This window comes from Amycolatopsis sp. NPDC102522 (genome assembly GCF_055584485.1).
In genome coordinates this window covers 14,427-33,810 of sequence record NZ_JBVJLY010000022.1, presented here as the reverse complement: position 1 = coordinate 33,810, position 19,384 = coordinate 14,427, and the positions used below count along the sequence as shown (strand labels likewise).

Annotated in this window: 25 protein-coding genes; 10 read left to right on the top strand and 15 right to left on the bottom strand. The window is 69.5% G+C overall.

All coding sequences use genetic code 11. The features are described 5' to 3' along the window. Nucleotides 1-171: 171 nt before the first annotated feature. Nucleotides 172-456, bottom strand: a complete 285-nt coding sequence (locus ACZ6YV_RS35050; RefSeq protein WP_465513690.1) for a hypothetical protein — start codon at nt 454-456, stop codon at nt 172-174. A gap of 129 nt (nt 457-585) precedes the next feature. On the opposite strand from ACZ6YV_RS35050, the gene ACZ6YV_RS35045 reads away from it, so the two are divergent. Further along, nucleotides 586-2,127 (top strand): FAD-dependent oxidoreductase, encoded by a 1,542-nt coding sequence (locus ACZ6YV_RS35045; RefSeq protein ID WP_465513689.1) that lies wholly within the window; start codon nt 586-588, stop codon nt 2,125-2,127. An 81-nt stretch (nt 2,128-2,208) separates the two neighbouring features. Here ACZ6YV_RS35045 and ACZ6YV_RS35040 read toward each other — a convergent pair whose 3' ends face one another. Together ACZ6YV_RS35040 and ACZ6YV_RS35035 are read right to left on the bottom strand one after the other, a co-directional pair. After that, entirely contained in the window at nt 2,209-2,658 is a 450-nt protein-coding gene (locus tag ACZ6YV_RS35040; protein WP_465513688.1) for a hypothetical protein, read from the bottom strand. Nucleotides 2,659-2,777: 119 nt separating this feature from the next. Continuing rightward, on the bottom strand, nt 2,778-3,116 hold the full coding sequence (locus tag ACZ6YV_RS35035) for a cupin domain-containing protein (RefSeq protein WP_465513687.1): 339 nt from the start codon (nt 3,114-3,116) through the stop codon (nt 2,778-2,780). 50 nt (nt 3,117-3,166) lie between these two features. On the opposite strand from ACZ6YV_RS35035, the gene ACZ6YV_RS35030 reads away from it, so the two are divergent. Both ACZ6YV_RS35030 and ACZ6YV_RS35025 read left to right on the top strand, forming a co-directional pair. Beyond that, nucleotides 3,167-3,763, top strand: a complete 597-nt coding sequence (locus ACZ6YV_RS35030; protein ID WP_465513686.1) for a TetR/AcrR family transcriptional regulator — start codon at nt 3,167-3,169, stop codon at nt 3,761-3,763. 96 nt (nt 3,764-3,859) lie between these two features. Further along, complete coding sequence (locus ACZ6YV_RS35025) at nt 3,860-4,618, top strand: SGNH/GDSL hydrolase family protein (RefSeq protein WP_465513796.1); 759 nt, start codon at nt 3,860-3,862, stop codon at nt 4,616-4,618. On the opposite strand, the gene ACZ6YV_RS35020 is transcribed toward ACZ6YV_RS35025, so the two are convergent. The 4 genes from ACZ6YV_RS35020 to ACZ6YV_RS35005 all read right to left on the bottom strand — a co-directional run bounded on the left by ACZ6YV_RS35020 (nt 4,609) and on the right by ACZ6YV_RS35005 (nt 6,428). Further along, nucleotides 4,609-5,181, bottom strand: coding sequence for a TetR/AcrR family transcriptional regulator (locus ACZ6YV_RS35020; RefSeq protein ID WP_465513685.1), 573 nt, complete (start codon nt 5,179-5,181; stop codon nt 4,609-4,611). The genes ACZ6YV_RS35025 and ACZ6YV_RS35020 overlap by 10 nt on opposite strands. 109 nt (nt 5,182-5,290) lie before the next feature. Continuing rightward, nucleotides 5,291-5,728 carry an SRPBCC family protein gene (locus ACZ6YV_RS35015; RefSeq protein ID WP_465513795.1) on the bottom strand — a complete coding sequence of 146 codons (438 nt, stop codon included), beginning with the start codon at nt 5,726-5,728 and terminating at the stop codon, nt 5,291-5,293. Beyond that, nucleotides 5,725-6,042 carry a metalloregulator ArsR/SmtB family transcription factor gene (locus ACZ6YV_RS35010; protein ID WP_465513684.1) on the bottom strand — a complete coding sequence of 106 codons (318 nt, stop codon included), beginning with the start codon at nt 6,040-6,042 and terminating at the stop codon, nt 5,725-5,727. Before ACZ6YV_RS35010 ends, ACZ6YV_RS35015 begins: the two co-directional genes overlap by 4 nt. Next, nucleotides 6,042-6,428, bottom strand: coding sequence for a VOC family protein (locus ACZ6YV_RS35005; RefSeq protein ID WP_465513683.1), 387 nt, complete (start codon nt 6,426-6,428; stop codon nt 6,042-6,044). Before ACZ6YV_RS35005 ends, ACZ6YV_RS35010 begins: the two co-directional genes overlap by 1 nt. A gap of 378 nt (nt 6,429-6,806) precedes the next feature. Between ACZ6YV_RS35005 and ACZ6YV_RS35000 the strand changes: the two genes are divergently transcribed. The 3 genes from ACZ6YV_RS35000 to ACZ6YV_RS34990 are packed head-to-tail and all read left to right on the top strand — an operon-like array spanning nt 6,807 to nt 9,222. Further along, nucleotides 6,807-7,391, top strand: a complete 585-nt coding sequence (locus ACZ6YV_RS35000; protein ID WP_465513682.1) for an NADPH-dependent FMN reductase — start codon at nt 6,807-6,809, stop codon at nt 7,389-7,391. Further along, nucleotides 7,388-8,845, top strand: coding sequence for a DHA2 family efflux MFS transporter permease subunit (locus ACZ6YV_RS34995; protein WP_465513681.1), 1,458 nt, complete (start codon nt 7,388-7,390; stop codon nt 8,843-8,845). The genes ACZ6YV_RS35000 and ACZ6YV_RS34995 overlap by 4 nt, the downstream gene beginning before the upstream one ends. Beyond that, the gene (locus tag ACZ6YV_RS34990) at nt 8,842-9,222 is read left to right on the top strand and encodes a MerR family transcriptional regulator (protein WP_378240304.1); all 381 of its coding nucleotides are present in this window, start codon (nt 8,842-8,844) and stop codon (nt 9,220-9,222) included. Before ACZ6YV_RS34995 ends, ACZ6YV_RS34990 begins: the two co-directional genes overlap by 4 nt. On the opposite strand, the gene ACZ6YV_RS34985 is transcribed toward ACZ6YV_RS34990, so the two are convergent. The 7 genes from ACZ6YV_RS34985 to ACZ6YV_RS34955 all read right to left on the bottom strand — a co-directional run bounded on the left by ACZ6YV_RS34985 (nt 9,212) and on the right by ACZ6YV_RS34955 (nt 14,841). Then, nucleotides 9,212-9,694 carry a pyridoxamine 5'-phosphate oxidase family protein gene (locus ACZ6YV_RS34985; RefSeq protein WP_465513680.1) on the bottom strand — a complete coding sequence of 161 codons (483 nt, stop codon included), beginning with the start codon at nt 9,692-9,694 and terminating at the stop codon, nt 9,212-9,214. The two genes, ACZ6YV_RS34990 and ACZ6YV_RS34985, sit on opposite strands and share 11 nt — an antisense overlap. 105 nt (nt 9,695-9,799) lie before the next feature. Continuing rightward, a complete protein-coding gene (locus tag ACZ6YV_RS34980) occupies nt 9,800-11,149 on the bottom strand; it encodes an SPFH domain-containing protein (protein WP_465513794.1) in 1,350 nt (449 codons plus the stop codon). A gap of 50 nt (nt 11,150-11,199) precedes the next feature. Beyond that, nucleotides 11,200-11,631, bottom strand: a complete 432-nt coding sequence (locus ACZ6YV_RS34975; protein WP_465513679.1) for an NfeD family protein — start codon at nt 11,629-11,631, stop codon at nt 11,200-11,202. Nucleotides 11,632-11,726: 95 nt separating this feature from the next. Next, the gene (locus tag ACZ6YV_RS34970; protein ID WP_465513678.1) at nt 11,727-12,542 is read right to left on the bottom strand and encodes a DUF3097 domain-containing protein; all 816 of its coding nucleotides are present in this window, start codon (nt 12,540-12,542) and stop codon (nt 11,727-11,729) included. A 51-nt stretch (nt 12,543-12,593) separates the two neighbouring features. After that, nucleotides 12,594-13,493, bottom strand: coding sequence for an aminoglycoside phosphotransferase family protein (locus tag ACZ6YV_RS34965; protein WP_465513677.1), 900 nt, complete (start codon nt 13,491-13,493; stop codon nt 12,594-12,596). Further along, nucleotides 13,478-14,260: an SCO1664 family protein gene (locus tag ACZ6YV_RS34960; protein ID WP_465513676.1), complete on the bottom strand. Its 783-nt coding sequence runs from the start codon at nt 14,258-14,260 to the stop codon at nt 13,478-13,480. The genes ACZ6YV_RS34965 and ACZ6YV_RS34960 overlap by 16 nt, the downstream gene beginning before the upstream one ends. A 5-nt stretch (nt 14,261-14,265) precedes the next feature. Further along, nucleotides 14,266-14,841: a DUF3090 domain-containing protein gene (locus tag ACZ6YV_RS34955; RefSeq protein ID WP_016334235.1), complete on the bottom strand. Its 576-nt coding sequence runs from the start codon at nt 14,839-14,841 to the stop codon at nt 14,266-14,268. Between the two features lie 144 nt (nt 14,842-14,985). Between ACZ6YV_RS34955 and ACZ6YV_RS34950 the strand changes: the two genes are divergently transcribed. The 3 genes from ACZ6YV_RS34950 to ACZ6YV_RS34940 are packed head-to-tail and all read left to right on the top strand — an operon-like array spanning nt 14,986 to nt 18,485. Then, nucleotides 14,986-16,926 carry a S9 family peptidase gene (locus ACZ6YV_RS34950; protein WP_465513675.1) on the top strand — a complete coding sequence of 647 codons (1,941 nt, stop codon included), beginning with the start codon at nt 14,986-14,988 and terminating at the stop codon, nt 16,924-16,926. Then, on the top strand, nt 16,923-17,810 hold the full coding sequence (locus tag ACZ6YV_RS34945) for a S66 peptidase family protein (protein ID WP_465513674.1): 888 nt from the start codon (nt 16,923-16,925) through the stop codon (nt 17,808-17,810). The genes ACZ6YV_RS34950 and ACZ6YV_RS34945 overlap by 4 nt, the downstream gene beginning before the upstream one ends. Nucleotides 17,811-17,858: 48 nt before the next feature. After that, complete coding sequence (locus ACZ6YV_RS34940) at nt 17,859-18,485, top strand: class I SAM-dependent methyltransferase (protein WP_465513673.1); 627 nt, start codon at nt 17,859-17,861, stop codon at nt 18,483-18,485. 3 nt (nt 18,486-18,488) lie between these two features. Here the strand turns inward: ACZ6YV_RS34940 and ACZ6YV_RS34935 are convergent, their stop codons facing one another. Then, a complete protein-coding gene (locus ACZ6YV_RS34935) occupies nt 18,489-18,662 on the bottom strand; it encodes a hypothetical protein (RefSeq protein ID WP_465513672.1) in 174 nt (57 codons plus the stop codon). Between the two features lie 297 nt (nt 18,663-18,959). On the opposite strand from ACZ6YV_RS34935, the gene ACZ6YV_RS34930 reads away from it, so the two are divergent. Further along, nucleotides 18,960-19,376, top strand: a complete 417-nt coding sequence (locus ACZ6YV_RS34930; RefSeq protein ID WP_465513671.1) for a TIGR03668 family PPOX class F420-dependent oxidoreductase — start codon at nt 18,960-18,962, stop codon at nt 19,374-19,376. Nucleotides 19,377-19,384 lie beyond the last annotated feature (8 nt).

Sequence of the window (19,384 nt, the reverse complement as noted above, 5' to 3'; positions counted from 1 at the left end):
TTGACAACACCTGTATGAATGTATGAACGTCGCCGGAGGCTGTCAAGGGGGCCTGCCGGGATATGAGCGAAACGGGGGCCACAGCGCACCGATCGATCACTCGTGCAAGCCGGATCACCCTGGTCGCGCAGCCTCAGCCTGGCGACCAGGGTGGGAGAACGACAGCGGTGGTCAACGCCGTCGGCGCTTCCGCATCTTGAAGGCCATCACGCCCACCACGGCGAGGACAGCCACGGTCAGCCACACCGCGGTCGGCACATCGAACAACAGGCCAGCGGCAGTCAGCAGGGATCCGGTCAACATGAGTGGCGCTCCTTCGATGGTCACTATCGCGACGGCATGAACCGTTGATGACGACGCTACGAACACCGCCCCGGGTGTGTCGTCGGTTCGCGGCAGGAGACCGCGGTGGAGATTTCCCAGGCAGGTATCCACCCCGATCTCCACCTCCAGCACCAGGACACCCTGCCCGGAAACCGGTTAGCGTCACCGCCGATCGACTCAGTGACCGCACGGAATCAGGGAGGGTGTGATGGCGAGCATGCATGCCGCATCGGCGCCGGCAGTGCGCCAGGACGGGGACCGGTGACCGACATCCTGATCGCGGGCGCCGGACCCACCGGGCTCACGCTGGCCATCGAGCTGGCCCGCCGGGGCGTCGACGTGCGCATCGTCGACCGAGCCGGCGAGCACTTCCCCGGTTCGCGCGGCAAGGGGCTCACCGCACGCACCCAGGAGGTGCTGGACGACCTCGGTGTCGCCGACGAGGTGCTGCACTACGGGTTCCGGCACCTGCCACACCGGCGGTACCTCGACGGCGATCTGGTTGCCGAGGCCGACCCGCACGCCCAGCGGGCACCCACACCGGATCGGCCCTACGACGGCGGGCTGCTGATCCCGCAGTGGCGGATCGAGCGGATCCTGCGCGCGCGGCTCGCCGAGGACGGCGTGCGGGTGGAACTGGCCGCAGGCCTCGCCGGGTTCAGCCAGTCCGCGAACGGTGTGCATGCGGTGCTGGATACCGGCGAGCGGGTAGCCGCGCGCTACCTGGTCGGGTGCGACGGCGGCCGCAGCACCGTGCGCAAGGCACTCGGCGTGCGCTTCGAGGGCGAGAGCAAGGAGCAGGCCATGCTGCTCGGGGACGTCGAGCTCGACGGGCTCGAACCGGACGCCTGGTACCAGTGGACCGTCCGCCGTCGCGGGTTCCTGGCCCTGTGCCCGTTCCGCCACGAGCGGTCCTGGCAACTGCAGGCCGTACCGTTCAGCGACTTCGGCGCGGAGGGCAGCCTCCCCGAACCCTCGCTGTCGTACTTCCGGCGGATCGTGGACGATCTCGCCGGCGGACACGGCATCCGGCTCTCGAAGGCGAGCTGGCTGTCCACGTACCGGGTGAACGTGCGGATGGCCGACCGGTTCAGGGTGGGCCGGGTGTTGCTGGCAGGCGACGCGGCGCACGTGCATCCGCCGGCCGGCGGTCTCGGCATGAACACCGGCATCCAGGACGCGTACAACCTCGGCTGGAAGCTCGCCATGGTGTGTTCCGGCGCGCGGCAGTCGCTGCTGGACAGCTACCAGGAGGAGCGGCTCCCGGTCGCCTCGTGGACGCTCGGCGTGAGTGCCGAGGGGCTGCGCAGGGTCGCGGAGCGGTTCGTCAACGGTGGCAGCACGGACATCGCGGACGGCGCGCCCCCGGACGGCCAGCAGCTCAGGCTCGGCTACCCGGCCAGCTCGCTGTCCGTCGACGGCGACGCCGGGAATGGACCGCGCGCCGGCGATCGTGCGCCCGACGCGCCCTGCGTGGACAGCTCCGGCACGCCACGGCGGCTGTTCGACGCCTTCCGCGGCCCGCATTTCACCCTGCTCGGCTTCGGCGAGTCCTGCGCCGGTCCGCTGCAGGACGTCGGCACCGTCCACTATGGACTCGTCAAGCCGGTGCTGGTCGGCGCGCCGGGCAGCGGTGCCGATCTGGTGGACGTCGAGGGGCACGCGCGGACCGCGTACGGCATCACCGGGGACACCCTCGTCCTGGTGCGGCCCGATGGCTACCTCGCGCTGCGCGCACCCGGCGCGAGCAGGACTGCCGTGCGGGACTACCTGGACCGGGTCGGCGTCAGCCGGAACGCTTGACCGCCGAGACGTCGATGTCCGGGGTGACCTTGAAGCCGAACAAAGGGCCACCCGGATGCCGGGTGGCCCTCACGGCAGGTCTCAGCAGCCCTGGCGACCGCTTTCGACCGCGTGGTACTTGCCGCCCCAGTTCAGATAGCCCCGCGCCGACACGCAGTAGTTCCCGGTGCCGGTGACGCCGACAGGGCCCGCCTTGTAGGCGAACTCGCCGTCGTCGGGCGACGAGGTGACGGCGGGAGTGCAGGGCTGGCCTTCACTGCCCGTTTCCTTGCAGCGGCTGATGACGACGTAGGTGTACGAGGACTTCCCGTATGCCGCGCCGCGGTGGTAGAAGCAGGCGCTGTTGGTGCCGCCGTTGCTGGAGTTGTAGTAGATGACCAGCTCGCCGAGCCCGTCGACGGTCTTGGAGAAGATGTTGGTACCGGAGCAGGAGACGGCCTGAGTGGAGGCCTGCGCGGGAGCCTGGGCAAGACCCAGGAGCATGACGAGACCGGAGACGGCCACGACGACCCGGCGGAGAACGGACGACATATCGGGAACACTCCTTCAGGTGAAGATCAACCGCGAGAACGTAGCAAGCGCCAGGAGATATGGCGCTCGATTTCTCAGCAGTCGTCCCGAAACCTGTCCTCAACTCCTTGAACAGCCCGTCAGCCCGCGTGCGGGCCGAGCGCGCCCGAGGCCGTCTGCCGGCCTTCCTTCAGCTCGACGAAGATCGAATGGGTTTCGGTGTCTCCGATGTTCTCTCCGGAGTGATCCTGCGCGTCGAGCCAGCGTGCCTGGCCCGCCGGGAGCTCCACCTCGACCTGCCGCCCGTCGGCCGAGAGCCGGCGACGGAACGAGGTCAGAGTGATCATGACGCTGTCCGGGTGGCCATGCGGCGTGGTGCGGTCACCTGGCCTGTCGCGGTACTCCAGCACACGGACTCGGTCGTTCTCGAAGACCACGCTGTAGAAGTCGGGATTCGTGGCAGCTGGATCCGGACCCATGATCGCCTCCTGGCACTCCCGTTTATGGGCACCATAGTACCATGATGGGCATGGCTGTTCCTTATGAAGCGACCGGCCGCCGTGCCCAGAAGAACCGAACCCGGACGGCACTGGTGGAAGCCGCCCGCACGCTGCTGGCCGACGGCGTGGCACCCACCGTCGAAGCGGCGGCCACCGCGGCCGGCATCTCGCGGACCACGGCCTACCGCTACTTCGCCAACCAGCGGGCACTGGTCGCCGCGGCGCATCCGGAGATCGACCGCACCTCCCTGCTCCCGGCCGACGCACCACAGGATCCGGCCGCCCGCCTCGACGTCCTGATGGTCGCCTTCACCCGCCTGACGCTGGACTGGGAACCACAGCTGCGCGCCTCACTGCGGCTGTCGCTGGAACCGATCCGCGACGACGAGCAGCCTGTGCTGCGCCAGGGCCGCGCCATCGGCTGGATCGAAGAAGCGCTGTCCCCGCTGCACGCGTCCAGGCCCGACATCGACATCCATCGGCTCGCGGTGGCGATCCGCTCCGCCACCGGCATCGAGGCGCTGATCTGGCTCACGGACATCGCGGGCCTCCCCCGGCCCGAAGCCGCCGAACTCCTACGCCGGACCGCGCAGGCTCTGCTTCAAGCCGCCATCCAGGACCGGTAGACGGAACGCCCCGGGCCATAGCCCGGACGTCCGAGCGCCTGGGTAGCATCCGGATATGCCATCACCATTCAAGGGACCGGTCACGTGTCCCGTTCGATGACCAACCGCTTAGTTTGTCTCGGTGACTCCTTCACCGAGGGCGTCGGCGACGAGGACCCGTCGTCTCCCAACGGCGTCCGCGGCTGGGCCGACAGGGTCGCCGGCGGGCTCGCGGCCAATCGCCAGGACTTCCGCTACGCCAACCTCGCGATCCGCGGCAAGCTGCTCGGGCAGGTCCTCGCGGAGCAGCTCGAACCGGCGCTCGCGCTGAACCCGGACGTCGTGACGCTCTACGCGGGCGGCAACGACCTGATGAGGCCGAAGGTCGACATCGACGCCCTCCTCGACGACTACGACGTCGCGATCGGCAAGGTCGTCGCGACCGGAGCGCGCGTCGTGCTCTTCACCGGTGTCGACGGGGTCGAAGACGCTCTGTTCCGCCGGATCCGGGGCCGCGTCGCGATCTACAACGAGCATGTCCGCGGTATCGCGGCCCGACACGGGGCGCTGCTGGTGGACATGTGGGCGATGCGCCGGCTGCGCGACAGGCGCCTGTGGGCGCCGGACCGGCTGCACCTGAACTCCGCGGGGCACAACGAGATCGCCATCGCCGTGCTCGACGCGCTCGGCGAACCGCACAAGCTGACGCCCGCCGAGCTCGGGCCGCGGCCGCTGCTGAGCACGCAGGCACGGCGCACCGAGAACCTCCAGTGGGGCAAGGAACACGCCGTCCCGTGGATCAAGCGCAGGCTGCGTGGCGAGTCCTCGGGCGATGCGCTCGCGCCGAAGCGGCCGACGATGGACCCTTACCCCTGACGTGGCCTGAGTCCGTCGAAGAGGATGCAGATCGTCCGGGTCCGTAGTTCGGGCCCGGCATGTTCCGCCGCCTTCGCCGTTCCGATGATCACCGGGATCAGTTCGTCGACGCCGAGATCCTTGCGGACGTCGCCGGTGTCCTGTGCCCGGCTGAGCAGGACGCCGAGCGCGTCCTTCAGGCGGACGCCGATGACCGATCCCGCCGAGGGAACGCTGACTCCGGCCGCTGACAGGGCTTCGAAGTAGGCGTTCTTGGCGTCGGCCATCGCGATCCAGCCGGTCAGGAACCCGAAGAACGCGGCGCCCGGGTCCGGCGAGTCGGCGGCCACCGTGGATTCCGCTTCGTCGACGAAGCGGTGCAGGCGCGCGTAAAGAACCGCCTCCAGCAGGGCTTCCTTCGTCGGAAAATGCCGGAACACGGTGCCGACGCCGACGCCTGCCTCGCGGGCGACTTCTTCGGTCGGCGCACTGGTGCCCTTGGCCGTGAAAACGCGCTCCGCGGCCTCCAACACCCGTGTGCGGTTACGGCGGGCATCGGCTCGGAGCGGTTTCTCGTCCGTCACAGCGGGGATCCTAGACCCGTTGTCGAGAGCCGGTACGGCGGCTGACTCGTGAGGGGTAAAGCTGGTTCTAACCGTCCCTGTCACTCACGAGACCGAGTGCCTTCCGCCGCTAGTCCGGCATCTCGTCCAGCACGCGCACCAACGCCTTCGGGACGCCGGTGCGCCAGCCGCCGCCCATCATCCGTCGTGACATCCGCTGGAATTCGTCGTCGGGATCGAAGCCCTCGTGGCTGAGGAACAGCCGGGTGCCCCGGCCCTCCGGCTCGAGCCGCCAGGTGACCGTCCACTCCGGACCCCAGCTGATACTGAGCAACCGCTCCGGCTCCACGGCCAGTACCTCGCAGGCGACCGGGCCGCCCGCGAAACCGGCGGCGGGAACGGGGTCCGCGAGCAGTTCGAACCGGTGGCCCACAACGGGTTTGATGTCGTTCGGCATACGGAGCCAGCGCTCCAGCAGCCGCGGCTCGGTCAGCGCGCGCCACACCTTACGCGGCGGATGTGCCAGGAACTGATCGACGTGGACGGCCGTCGGATCCTCGTCGTTCAGAACTCCTCCTCGTCCAGCAGGTCACGCAGGTCGGCCAGCTTTCCGCGCCAGTATTGTTCGTAGGGCGAAAGCCAGTCGGAGACTTCCTGCAGCGGTGCCGCTTCCAGTGAGTAGACGCGATTGCGGCCCTGCCGCTCTTCCCGGACGAGCCCCGCTTCGCGTAGCACTCGAAGGTGTTCCGACAGACTCGGCCGCCGCATGTCGAAACGCTCGGCGATCTCACCCGCGGCCCGCGGGCCGTCGAGAAGGATGCCCAGTACCTCGCGGCGGGCCGGGTTGGCGAGCGCGGCGAAGACGTCGTCGTTGACTGGCACTAGCGTGGCCAGTTCCCGTAGGCGGAGGGTTCGAGCAGTCCCATCGCGTTGCCGTCGGGGTCTTTCAAGGACGTCACGCGGCCCCACGGCATCTCCTCCGCGTCGGCGACCTCGACGCCCTGAGCGCGAAGCTCCGCGATGTCGGCATCGATGTCGGCGGTGCCGAGCTGGAAGTGCACGCGTGTGTCGTGATCGAGCCCGCCGACGGCGCGGTCGGCCAGGACGACGCCGGTTTCCGCTCCCTTGGGGCCGACCATGACGAACGGGCCGTGTGGGCCGCTTACGTCGACGAGCAGGTCGAAACCGAGCTTGCCGACGTAGAAGTCCCGTGCCTTGGCCTGATCGGAGACCGGCACGGTGAGGAACTGGATGCGGTCGATGTTCATCCCGAGACCTTACGTAGGATATTTCCTACATGTCAACCGGGGGCATCACGAGGTTGGGACGACGAGGCAACGCTCACCCCACCCGAGAATGCTGCCGTACCGACGCTTGATCATCGCGACGGCGGGTCGCCGCAGGCGCCGACCGAGACCCTGGCCCACTGCCGACTCTTCGGCCCTTGCCGCCTTTGCAGAGGGGTCGTGAGTGGCAAGTGTCGTTCTAACGCGACTTACCACTCACGACCCCCTTCGTCGAACCATGCCCGAAGGCTTACCACAGAACGCCTCCCTACAACCTCGATCTAGCTGGAGGTCCAGGGATCGTGACCAGGGCCGCAACAGCTTGAGCTCGCCTATGGACGAACTTTTAGCGTCGTCTGCATGAGCACAGAAACCACCGCGCAGTCCCCGCTTCGCCTCGCCGTGATCATCGGCAGCGTCCGGCACGAGCGCTTCGCCGACGCCATCACCGGCTGGCTGCTGACCGAACTCGCCGCGATCGACGGGCTGGATGTCGATCCGATCGACCTCGCCGACGTCGATCTCCCGTTGCAGGGAACGCGGCCCGGCGGCACCGAGACGGCGATCAGCGCCAGGCTGCGCGAGGCCGACGCCTACCTGGTCGTCACCCCGGAGTACAACCACAGTTTCCCCGCCGCGCTGAAGAACGCGATCGACTGGCACTTCACGGAGTGGGCGTACAAGCCTGTCGGGTTCGTCGGCTACGGCGCGGGTTCGGGTGGCATCCGCGCGATCGAGCAGCTGCGGCTGATCTTCCCCGAACTGCGGGCCACCACCATCCGCGAGGCGGTGCTGATGAACGTACCGTGGACCCGGCTCGGACCGAACGGGTACGAAGGCACCGAAGGCGAGCGCGCCGCGCTGGCCGGGACGATGACCGAGCTGGGCTGGTGGGCCCGCACCCTGCGCACCGGACGGGTCGCGGATCAGGCGGGTGCGGCATGAACCGCCTGACCGCGCATGAACTGCGCGTCGCGGCGGTGATCGCGCTCGGCGGGTTGATGGCCGTTCTGGACACCACGATCGTCGCCGTCGCGCTGCCGCGATTCATGACGACCTTCTCCGCGTCGCTCACCACAATCCAGTGGGTCGTGACGGCCTACGCGCTCGCCATGGTCGCGGCGATGCCCCTCGCGGCGACCATGGCCCAACGCTGGGGAGCCCGCCGGGTGTACCTGGTCGCGTTGCTCGTGTTCGCGGCGGCGTCCGCGGCCGCCGGAGCCGCCGATGGTCTCGGATGGCTGATCGCCGCACGGGCGGTGCAGGGTCTCGCCGGCGGCCTGATCAATCCGTTGGGGATGACCATCGGTTTCGGCACGGTGGATCCGGCTCGCCGGAGCCGGATGACCACGATCACCGGGCTGCCTCTGCTGGTCGGGCCGATTCTGGGCCCGGTGCTCGGCGGCTTCCTGCTGGACAGCCTGTCGTGGCGGGCGCTGTTCTTCATCACCGTCCCGCCCGCGCTGCTCGCCGTGGTGGGTGTGCTGCGCTGGATTCCGGCCGATGTCCCGTCGGCGGAACGCTCCCCGATCGACCTCATGGGCGGTCTGCTGCTCGTCCCCGGTGTCGTCGCGGTGGCCTACGGATTCAGCGAGGAGACGCTGGGCTGGGGCACCCGCGTGGCGATCGTGGCCGCCGGATCGGCGCTCATGGCGGTGTTCACCCGCCGGTCGTGGCACCACCGCGCGCCGCTGCTGAATGTCCGGCTCCTGCGTGACCGGACGTTCGGGCGCAACACCGCGATCCTGGTGCTGTACGCCGCGCCGTACTTCGGTTCGATGCTGCTGATGCCCGCCTACGTCCAGGTCATCCGCGGCGACTCGCCCATGGTCAGCGCGCTGATGTCGGTGCCGGGCGCGCTCGGGATGGGCATCACCATCCAGTTCGCCGCTCGTGTCCTGGAACGCTTCGGGCCGCGGATCGTCGTCGGGACCGGTCTGAGCCTGGCCATCGTCGCGACCGGGGTGACCCTGCTCGTCCTCGCGCCGGACACGCCGTACCCGGTGCTGGCGATCTTGGGTGTGTTCCAGGGGGCGGGCACCGGAGCGATCATGATGCCCACGATCGTGAGCGCCGGCCGGGACCTGCACGGACCGGACCTGGCGTCCGGTTCCGCGATCCTCCCGCTGGCCAGCACCATCGCGAGCGCGGTCGGCACGGCGGTGGTGAGCGCGGTGTTCACCGGGTTGATCGCGGCGGCCACCGGAGGGCGGGGGCTCGCGGCGCTGAGCGATCCGTCGGCGGGCGCCGGGCTGGCCGGAGAGCTCGTCTCCTCGTATCGCGTGACCCTCGTCGGTGTCCTGGCGGTCATGGTGATCGCCCTGGTGGTGAGGCTGAGGACCCGGCCCGCCCCGGTAGCCTCGGCGGCGGAACCCACGACGGTACGGAGCGCAGCATGACGACGCCGACCCCGGCACTTCCCCGGCTCGATGCCCACCTGACCATCGGTGAGGTCGCGAGCCGGGCCGGGGTGTCGGCCAACGCCGTCCGGTACTACGAGCGCTACCGCGTCATCACCGCCGAACGCACAGCGGGCAACGCGCGCCGGTTCACCGTCGACGCCATCTGCCGGATCCGGCTCGCGGTGGCCGCCCAGCGGGTCGGGCTCAGTCTCGCCGACAGCGCGGAGATCCTGGCCGAGATCCCGCCGATGTCCCCCGACCTCGAGCAGTGGTCCCGGGCGGGGCAACGGCTCATCGACGCCGGGCAGGCCCGCATCGCCGAGCTCACCGAGGTGGTCGGCGAGTACCGATCGCTCGGGTTCCTCAGGAGCTGAAGGGTCCGTCCGCCGCGGTCGACCAGCGGAACACCGGGCGGTCCTCCAGGCCGGGGTAGGCCACGGCCATGCCGCGGTCAGGGGACATCGACCACAGCCGAGCGTCAGGCGACGCGGCATGGTCCGCCCATCCCGGGGACCAGGCAGCGATGTAGCGCTCGTAGATGCGGCGGATCCGGGCGAGGTCCTTGGTCTCCAGCCTCGCGGGTCCGGTCATCCGTACTTGGCGGACGTCGTCGGGTGGGTCGAACGTCGCGACCATGACCGCGACCTCGCGCTCGTCACGTGCGGCGGCCAGGAACGGAGACAGCCTGTAGCCGGACGCGGGGGTGTGGAACCACAGCCTGTTTTCCTCGGCCAGGAACCACATCATCGCCAGAGCCGGATTCCCCCGGCCGGTGGTGGTGGCGACGCTGGCAGGCAGGCGCGGCTCGTCGAGGAAACGCGGGACGGCGAAAGTCGGTCGGTCCATGAGGCCACCCTGCAACCTCGACCGCGGTCGAGGTCCAGTGTCCCGCGGGCCCGGGCGAAACGAAGAGGGCCGCCCCGGACGGGACGGCCCTCTCACGATTTCGGATCAGCGCTGCGGCGGCGGACCACCCTGCGGCCCGCCGAACGGGCCCTGCTGCGGGAACGGGCCGCTGCCCGGTCCCTGCGACGGCGGCCCCTGGTAGGGGCCTCCCTGCGGACCGGCGGGCGGCTGGGCCTGCGGCAACCGGGCCGGGGGCGGCGGAGCCTGCTGCTGCGGGGGCTCCGGGGCGGCCTCCGGCTCGGGAGCGACATTGGGAACCTTGCGCGGAGCGGGCGGCTCCTGCCGCGGCGTCGCGACGCCGAGTGCCGGAACCTCCTTGCGTGCCACGGCTTCCGCGGCCGCGACGGCCTCGGCGACCTTCGGGTCGCTGGAGGTGTCGAACCAGCCCTGGACCTCTTCGTCCTCCAGGTCCGGCTTCTCGACGGGGTCTTCCTTCGGCGGCTCGTAGCGGAAAACGCCGTCGTCGCCGGGGGCGCCGAGCGCACGGGCGAAGCCCTCCAGGGCCTTGCCGTAGTCGCTCGGGATCATCCAGACCTTGTTCGCGTCGCCCTGCGCCAGCTGCGGCAGGGTCTGCAGGTACTGGTACGCCAGGACCTCGGGAGTGGGACGTCCGGCCTTGATCGCCGCGAAGACCTTCTCGATGGCCTTCGCCTGGCCCTGAGCCTGCAGGTACCGGGCGGCACGTTCACCCTGCGCCCGCAGGATCCGCGACTGCCGCTCGGCCTCCGCGCTCAGGATCGCGGCCTGCTTGGCACCTTCGGCCGCGAGGATCTGGCTCTGCTTCTGGCCTTCCGCGGTCTTGATCGCCGATTCACGCTGACCTTCGGCGGTCAGGATCATCGCGCGCTTCTCACGGTCGGCGCGCATCTGCTTCTCCATCGAGTCCTGGATGGAGGGCGGCGGGTCGATCGCCTTCAGCTCGACACGGGCGACGCGGATACCCCAGCGGCCGGTGGCCTCGTCGAGCACGCCGCGCAGCTGGCTGTTGATCGAGTCACGCGAGGTCAGCGTCTGCTCGAGGCTCATGCCACCGACGACGTTACGCAGCGTCGTGGTGGTCAGCTGCTCGACACCGACGATGTAGTTCGAGATCTCGTAGACCGCCGCCCGCGAGTCGGTCACCTGGAAGTACACGACCGTGTCGATGGACACGGTCAGGTTGTCCTCGGTGATCACCGGCTGGGGCGGGAAGGAGACGACCTGTTCGCGGAGGTCGATCCGCGCCCGCACCTTGTCCAGGAAGGGCACCAGAAACGTCAGGCCGGGAGAGGCCACCGTCCGGAACCGGCCCAGCCGTTCGATCACGGCCGACTGGGCCTGTGGCACCACCATGATCGCCTTGACCACGACAACGACCACGAACAACGCGAGCAGTCCGACGACGATGAACACCACTGTCTCTGACAACTACCTTCCCCTTACGTAGAAACCCGTTGCTGTGCGGCTCACAGCTCGGCCGAAACGACCGCCGTGGCGCCCGAGATCTCGACGACCGTCACCGACGTCCCCGGGGCGATCGGTTCCCCGTCGGTCATGCACCGTGCGGACCACACGTCGCCTGCCAGCTTCACCCGGCCCGCTTCGACGTCCACTGTGGACACTACTACCGCTCGCGCGCCGATCAGCGCGTCGGTGTTGGTCTTGATGTCCGGTCCGGCGAGGAACCGGCGTTTGAGCGTCGGCCGGACGAGGGCGAGCATCCCGACCGAGGCGACGGCGAACACCGCGACGTCGATGAACGGGTTCCCGGTCAAGGCTGCGGAGCCGGCCCCGAACAGGGCTCCCGCGCCGACCATGAGCAGGAACAGATCACCCGAGAGCAGCTCGGCGATGATCAAGAGGATGCCGGCGATCAGCCAGATGAGAGCGCCTGTCATGCGTTCATGCTCCCAGATCGCGCCGATTCATACCGAAGAAGCGAAACTGACGTGACCGACGCGTGACCTTGAGTGACCTCGCGCAAACCGGTCATTCAGGACTCCTCGCCCGGGTCGGAGACGAAGTCGATGAGCCGCTCCACCGCTCCGATCAGCGGCGTTTCCAGATCCCGGTAGCTGGAAACGGCGGACAGGATCCGCTGCCAGCCCTCCCACGGCTCACCCCAGCCGAGCGCGTCGCAGACGCCCTCTTTCCACTCCGTGCCACGAGGGATCTTCGGCCAGCCGCGGATGCCGACGACCGACGGCTTCACGGCCTCCCAGATGTCGATGTACGGATGCCCGGTGATCAGCACGTTCTCGTCGCGGATCCCGTCGACGATCCGGGACTCCTTGCTGCCCGCGACCAGGTGGTCGACCAGCACCCCGAGACGGCGGCCGGGTCCGGTACCGAACTCGCCGATGCGGCCGGAGAGCACGTCCACCCCATCGAGTGGCTCCACCACCACACCTTCGACCCGCAGGTCGTGTCCCCAGACCCGTTCGACGAGTTCGGCGTCGTGCTTGCCTTCCACCCAGATGCGCGAATCGCGCGCGACCCGGGCCTTGAGTCCCTGGACCTGCACCGACCCGGACGCGGAGATCCGCCGGGCCGGGGTCGCCGGGGCCGCCTTGGCCGGCACGAGCGTGACCGGTTTGCCTTCGAGCAGGAAGCCCGCGGGGTTCAGCGGGAACACGCGATGCTTGCCGTGCCGGTCTTCGAGGACGACGTTGCCGTACTCGATCTTCACCACGGCGCCGCAGTATCCGCTGGCAGGGTCTTCGACCACGAGACCCGGCTCGGCGGGCACCTCGGGGATCTTCCGCTTGCGCGGACCGGAAAGCACGTCGTCGTACGAATGGGAGCGCACGGCGGACGACGCTAGCGGTGCCCCGGGGTCAGCGTCTCCCCGCCACGCCGGTCAGGCCGTCATACGGAGCATCGCCTCGACGAACGGGGTCCGTTCACCGCGTTCGAGCGGCCGCATCACGAACAGCGGCGAGAGCGCGACGCACCACGCGCGGACCCGCTCGGCGTCGAACCCCGGCAGGTGCGGCGCGATCGCGTCGAACCCGTCTTCGAGCGTGCCGCCGCCGGTCATCGGCAGGGTGACCCAGTCGGCCAGGTCGAAGGACGGGTCGCCGACGCTCGGGCGCGGGTCGATCGCGACCGCTCCCCGGCCGGGCCCGCCGTCGAGGACATTGCCCGGGTGCAGGTCACCGTGCACGATCGCGTGCCCTCCCCCGTCGGTCGCGAGGGTCAGCGCCCGGCGCCGGGCACGGTCAAGGGTCTCCAGCGACAGCGTGGCCTCGGCCACCGAACCCCGCAGCCCCCGCTCGGCGAGCCGGTACATGAACACGACCCGGTCTTCCAGCGTCGAGAAACCCGGCGGCGGGGTCACGGCGTGGATCTGGGCCAGCAGGTCACCGACCTCGGCCCACGGGACGTTCGCCCCCGCTTCCAGCAGTTGCGTACCCGGATCGATCCCTTCCAGCAGGATCGCGCCGTCGGCGATCTCGGTGGCGAGGACCTGCACGACCCGCGAGCACCCGTCCCACGCCCGCAGCGCGGCGGCCTCGGACTCGGCGATCGCGTGATCCGGGGTCAGCTTGAGGACCTTCATGGCGCCGTCGTCCCCGGCGCAGATCAGGGTGCGGCCGGTGTTGCCCGGTTTCGCGTCGACGACGGTGAGACCCCAGCGCTCGGCCAGCCGCGCCACGAGCGCGGGCAGCTCGTCGCACCACGTCGCGACGTCCTCGCCGAAGCGTCTGATCAGGCGGTCGCGGGCCTGATCGTCCAGCACGTTCAGAACAGCGGCCAAGGGATCGCGCGCCAGTCGTCGCCGGGCTCCGGGAAGACACCCTCCGCCAGCAGCAGCTCGGTACGCTCCGCCAGCGCCCGGATCTCGAAGCCGGTGAGATGCTCGGCAAGCGCGTCGCCGAGTTCGCCGTCCAGCCGCTCACGCAGCCCGCGCAGCTTGCCGACCTCGCCCTCGGTCAGCCGCTCGCCGATCCAGCCCCACAGCACCGTCCGCAGCTTCGGATCGGTGTGCAGGCAGATCCCGTGGTCCACGCCGTAGATCCGGCCATCGGCACCGGCGAGCACGTGGCCGCCCTTGCGGTCGGTGTTGTTGACCACGATGTCGAGCAACGCCAGTTCCCGCATGCCCTGCCGGTTCGCGTGCGCGAGCACCGCGGGCTCACCGTCGCGATCGTGCGCGTGCAGCACGACACGCCAGTCGTCCGGCAGGCCCTCCGGGGGCCGGACGTCGACCAGCTCCTCTTCGGTGGTCTCGATCCACAGCTGCACCATGCCAGGACCGAACGGCCCGTCGCGCAGCACCGTCGGCGGGATCGCGCCGAGCCCGGACGCGTCGGCGACCATCGCCGTCGCGACCTCGCGCCCGGCCAGCGTCCCGTCCGGGAAGTCCCACAGCGGCCGTTCCCCCGACACCGGCTTGTACACGACATTGCCGGTCACGCCGTCAAGTTCGATCGTGCAGAAGAGCGTGACGTTCGAGGCGTCGACGAGCCTGCCTTCGACGTCGATCTTGCCGCGCGTCACCAGCTCCCTCGAAGTCTCCGACACCTGCGTCAGTCCTCGAGGACGTCTACGTCGCGCCGGTACCCGTTCTGCCGCGGGCAGATGTGGCCCGCCGGGTCGAGCGGCTCGGCACACAGCGGGCACGGTTTACGGCCGGCGTTGACCACCCTGTCGGCGCGTTCGGCGAACGCCCGCGCCGCGCCAGGGGTCAGGAAGACTCGGACGGCGTCCGGCCCCTCTTCGGTGTCGTCCAGAACGACCGTTTCGTCCACCTCGCCTTCCGTCATCGCGAGCAGCTCGATGACGACGGCGCTGCTGTCGGCGTCCCAGCCGAGGCCCATCGTGCCGACGCGGAACTCCTCCTCGACCGGAACGGTCAGGGGGTCGACGTCGAGGAGCTCGTCGGGCGCGTCGTCCGGTACGTCCGCGCCGAACCGGCTGGCGACCTCTTCCAGCAGCGAGCTGAGCCTTTCGGCCAAGACCACGACCTGCTGTTTTTCGATCGTCACACTGATCGTGCGGACGTCCTCGGACGCCTGGAGGTAGAACGTGCGGTCGCCGGGCTCACCGACGGTTCCTGCGACGAACCGGTCGGGCTGGCGGAAGACGTGGATTACGCGAGACATGGCACCTTTGACCCTAGGCCACACCCCCATGATCGGCATCCGCCGCCCCACGGTTCCGCCGAGGGCGAAACCGCTCGACAAAACCGCCCGTCCGAGCAGTGCCCCGCGCAGCCGCGGGCAAAGGGCCGCTCCTAGTCTTCAGCTGTGGTTGAGATCGCCCCTTACGGCACCTGGACATCCCCCCTGTCGGCCGCCGACGTCGCGGCGTCGGGAGTCAGCGCGCAATGGCTCGCGACAGCCGGAGACGAGGTCTGGTGGGCCGAAGCGAGAACCGGTGAAGGCGGCCGCGTCACCCTCGTCAGGTCCCGAACGGACGGCACGGTCGAAGACGTCCTTCCCGCCCCGTGGAACGTCCGCAACCGCGTCCACGAATACGGCGGACGCCCCTGGCTCGTACTCGGCGACATCCTCGTCTTCACCCACTGGACCGATCAGCGCGTCTACCGCCGCGACCTGACCACCGGCGAGACGACCCCCCTGACACCGGATCCCGCGACCCGCCACGGGATCCGCTACAGCGACCTGCGGCCCGGCCCGACCGGCGAAGTGTGGCTGGTCCGCGAACGCAGCACCGGCCCCCGGCGCGTCGACATCGCCAGGGACCTCATCGCGGTCCCCCTCGACGGCGGCCCGGAACGAGTGCTGACCGCCAGCCACCACTTCCTCACCGCACCGCAGCTCTCCCCCGACGGCGAACACGCGGCGTGGATCGGCTGGAACCATCCCGCGATGCCCTGGGACGGCACGGAACTGTGCGTCGCCGAGATCAACGACGACGGAACCTTCGGACCGCACAGCGTGCTCGCCGGCGCGGCGGACATCGCCGTCTGCCAGGTCGAATGGGAGTCGGCGGACAGCCTGCTCGCCCTGCTCGACCCGGACGGCTGGTGGAACCTGCACCGCGTCGGGCTCGACGGCGGCATCACGAACCTGGCGCCGTGCGAACTCGAGATCGGCGGCGCGCAGTGGAAACTCGGCGCCCGCTGGTTCGCCCCGCTCGGCGAAGGCCGGTTCGCCGTTCTCGCGTCGGGCAAGCTCGCCCTCCTCGACGAAGCGACGCGGGAAATCACCCCGGTGACGGCAGCCGCAGACCTGACCGCGTGGTCCACCAACGGTTTCGCCGTCCACGAAGGCGGCGTCGTCGGCGTCGCGGCGGGCCCGAAACGCGAAGGCGCCGTCGTGAAGGTCGACCTCGAAAGCACGACGGTGACCGAGCTCGCGCCGGTGCCCGAACCCCCGTCACCCGCCTACCTGTCCACGCCCGTGGAACGGATCTTCAAGACCGACGAAGGCGACCGGATCCCCGCCTTCGTCTACCTGCCCGCGAACGCCGACTTCGCCGCGCCGGACGGCGAACGGCCACCACTGCTCGTGTACCCGCACGGCGGACCCACCGGCCGCGACAGCGCGGTACTCGATTTCGAGATCGCCTACTTCACCAGCCGCGGGATCGCCGTCGTCACGGTCAACTACGGCGGCTCGACCGGCTACGGACGCGCCTACCGCGAACGCCTCCGGGAACAATGGGGCATCGTCGACGTCGCGGACTGCGTCGCTGTCGCCGAAACCCTCGCCGCCGAAGGCACCGTCGACGGCGACAGGCTCGCGATCCGCGGCGGCAGCGCCGGCGGCTACACCTCCGCCGCGTCGCTGACCACCACGACCACCTACCGCGCGGGCACCGTGATGTACCCGATCCTCGACCTCGGCCAGTGGACCGGCGACGGCGGCGAAACCCACGACTTCGAGTCCCGCTACCTCGACGGGCTGATCGGACCGCTGCCCGAGACCGAACAGCGCTACCGGGATCGGTCCCCGATCAACAACGCCGACACCCTCGCCGGCCCGCTGCTGTTCCTGCAGGGCCTCGAAGACGAGATCTGCCCGCCCGAGCAGGCGGACCGGTTCGTGGCCGGACTCGCGGGACGCGGCATCGACCACGCCTACCTGAGGTTCGAAGGCGAACAGCACGGCTTCCGGAAGGCGGAAACGATCGTGACCGCTCTCGAAGCGGAACTGTCCTTCTACGGCCAGGTCCTCGGCTTCGAAACACCCGGCGTCCCGAAGCTCCGGCTGAGCCGGTGAAGCCACCCAAAACGCAGCCAGGCGACACGATCGCCCTGGTCGCTCCGGCGGGACCGGTCCCGCCGGACCTCCTCGACAAGGCACTGCCGGTGCTCCGCGGCTGGGGCGTCGAGGTCCACGTCGGCCCATGCGTCCGCGCGACCCCCACCGGCTACCTGTCGGCATCCGACGAAGCCAGAGCCGCCGAATTCACCGACGCCTGGCTGAATCCGCGGGTGACCTGCGTCCTGACCGCCCGCGGCGGCTACGGCACACAGAGAATGCTCGATCTGGTCGACTGGACGGCCCTGGCGGCGGCCGGACCCAAGACGCTCGCCGGATCGAGCGACGTGACCGCGCTGCACCGCGCCGTCAACGTCCACTTGGGACTGGAGACACTGTTCTCCCCCATGCCCGCGACCACACTCTTCGACGCCGTCGCCGCCGAACACCTGCGGCAGTCGCTGTTCGAGCCGGACGAAGTACGACTGATCACCTCACCGACATCGTCACCACTGGCACCGGGCACCGCGACCGGCACCCTCATCGGCGGCAACCTCGCCCTGCTGGCCTCGGGCCTCGGCACCCCGGAACAGGGCTCGGCACGCGAGGCCATCGTGCTACTCGAAGACGTCACCGAAAGCCCCTACCGGATCGACCGGATGCTGACCCAGCTCCTGCGTTCCGGCTGGCTCGACGGCGCCCGCGGATTCGTACTGGGCTCCTGGGAATCCTGCGGCGATCCCGAGATGATCCAGGCCCTGATGCTCGACCGGCTCGGCCCACTCGGCGTCCCCATGGCCTGGAACTTCGGCATCGGGCACATCCCCGCGTCACCGACCGTCCCCCTCGGCGCACAAACCACCCTCGACGCCGACGCGGGCACCCTCCTGATCTTGCCATAACAGCAACAGAACTTGCGATCCTGGCCGGACCGCAGGCATTTTTCAGGCATGGATTCCACACAACAGTTCTGGGAAGACTTCTACCGGGACAAAGACCAGGTCTGGAGCGGCAAGGCGAACCCGATCCTGGTCGGCGAAGTCGCCTCACTGACCCCGGGCACGGCACTCGACCTCGGCTGCGGCGAAGGCGGCGACGCCATCTGGCTCACCCAGCAGGGCTGGCGCGTCACCGCCGTCGACATCTCGGACGTCGCCCTGCAGCGAGCCTCCGGACACGCGACCGAAGCCGGCGCCGACGGCATCGTCTGGGAACGCCACGACCTCGCGAAATCGTTCCCGGAAGGCCACTTCGACCTCGTCTCGGCACAGTTCTTCCACTCCCCCGTCGCGGAAAACGGCGAGCGGGACAAAGCACTCCGCCGCGCCGCCGAGGCCGTGGCACCGAACGGCACACTGCTGGTCGCCGGCCACGCGGGCTGGCCGACCTGGATGGAAGAGCCACCGCACAAGGACGTCCACTTCCCGACCCCCGCCGAAGTCCTCGAAACACTCGAACTGACTGACGGCGAATGGACCGTGGAACGGCAGGACCTGATCACCCGCGACTTCCCGGGACCCGAAGGACAGCACGGAACACGCTCGGACAACGTGCTCCGCCTGCGGCGGTCGGCCTGACGGTCATTGATCCAGCCACTCGGGCGGCGATCGCTGAGTCAGCAAAGCATGAGCGTGCTCGGTCAAGGTCAGCTCGGAGGCAAGCGGAATCCCGAGCTTCACCATCCGGCCGAGCCTGCGGATGTCACGCCGTTGCGCGGTGGTCAGTACCACGGGAGTGACGCGGTAACCGGTCAAGACACCGACCGTGGCGCGCGACCTGGACCGTGGGGCCGTCGCCGAGGGCGAACTGCAGCTCCGGCCCCATCGCGTCGGCCGGATCGCTCCACACCAGTTCGGGCAGACCACCATGGACCGCGCCCACGGTGAGGGCGCCCATGCGGAACACGCGTGCGGCGCCCTCAGGCACCGCACGCAGACCACTCCCCGTCCGCGTCGCCTTGGCTTGCCACGCGAACTCAGAACAGCCGCCGGAACTTCATACCGTACTCCGCGCGCGGGACGATGGAGCGATTCTCTCGGTACCGTTGCGCCATGCGGATGACGCCTGCGGAAGCCCGGTCACGGTTCGAAGGCGAGCGAATCGCGAGGCTGGCGACGACGGGTTCGGACGGTGTCCCCCATCTGGTGCCGGTGACGTTCGTCCTCGAGGGTGATTCGGTGGTGTTCGCGATCGATCACAAACCCAAGAGCACGACGGCCTTGCGACGATTGAAGAACATCGCGGAGAACCCGGTGGTCAGCTTCCTGACCGACCGCTATGACGAGGACTGGGCCGGACTGTGGTGGGCACGGGTGGACGGCGTCGCCCGGATCCTGACCGATCCCGACGAGCGGGCGCTGCCGGCGCGACTACTGCGGGAGAAGTACCCGCAGTACGAGGCGCAGCCTGCTCCGCATGCCGTGGTGAGCACGCTCGCTCATTCATGGAGCGGGTGGCGCGCTTCTTGAGCCTTTTT

What these genes read in the sequence shown, in the direction of transcription:
- ACZ6YV_RS35040 (WP_465513688.1), bottom strand. Translation starts at nt 2,658, where the DNA reads ATGTCGTCCGTTCTCCGCCGGGTCGTCGTGGCCGTCTCCGGTCTCGTC.
- ACZ6YV_RS35035 (WP_465513687.1), bottom strand. Translation starts at nt 3,116, where the DNA reads ATGGGTCCGGATCCAGCTGCCACGAATCCCGACTTCTACAGCGTGGTC.
- ACZ6YV_RS35030 (WP_465513686.1), top strand. Translation starts at nt 3,167, where the DNA reads ATGGCTGTTCCTTATGAAGCGACCGGCCGCCGTGCCCAGAAGAACCGA.
- ACZ6YV_RS35025 (WP_465513796.1), top strand. Translation starts at nt 3,860, where the DNA reads ATGACCAACCGCTTAGTTTGTCTCGGTGACTCCTTCACCGAGGGCGTC.
- ACZ6YV_RS35005 (WP_465513683.1), bottom strand. Translation starts at nt 6,428, where the DNA reads ATGAACATCGACCGCATCCAGTTCCTCACCGTGCCGGTCTCCGATCAG.
- ACZ6YV_RS35000 (WP_465513682.1), top strand. Translation starts at nt 6,807, where the DNA reads ATGAGCACAGAAACCACCGCGCAGTCCCCGCTTCGCCTCGCCGTGATC.
- ACZ6YV_RS34995 (WP_465513681.1), top strand. Translation starts at nt 7,388, where the DNA reads ATGAACCGCCTGACCGCGCATGAACTGCGCGTCGCGGCGGTGATCGCG.
- ACZ6YV_RS34990 (WP_378240304.1), top strand. Translation starts at nt 8,842, where the DNA reads ATGACGACGCCGACCCCGGCACTTCCCCGGCTCGATGCCCACCTGACC.
- ACZ6YV_RS34985 (WP_465513680.1), bottom strand. Translation starts at nt 9,694, where the DNA reads ATGGACCGACCGACTTTCGCCGTCCCGCGTTTCCTCGACGAGCCGCGC.
- ACZ6YV_RS34975 (WP_465513679.1), bottom strand. Translation starts at nt 11,631, where the DNA reads ATGACAGGCGCTCTCATCTGGCTGATCGCCGGCATCCTCTTGATCATC.
- ACZ6YV_RS34955 (WP_016334235.1), bottom strand. Translation starts at nt 14,841, where the DNA reads ATGTCTCGCGTAATCCACGTCTTCCGCCAGCCCGACCGGTTCGTCGCA.
- ACZ6YV_RS34940 (WP_465513673.1), top strand. Translation starts at nt 17,859, where the DNA reads ATGGATTCCACACAACAGTTCTGGGAAGACTTCTACCGGGACAAAGAC.
- ACZ6YV_RS34930 (WP_465513671.1), top strand. Translation starts at nt 18,960, where the DNA reads ATGCGGATGACGCCTGCGGAAGCCCGGTCACGGTTCGAAGGCGAGCGA.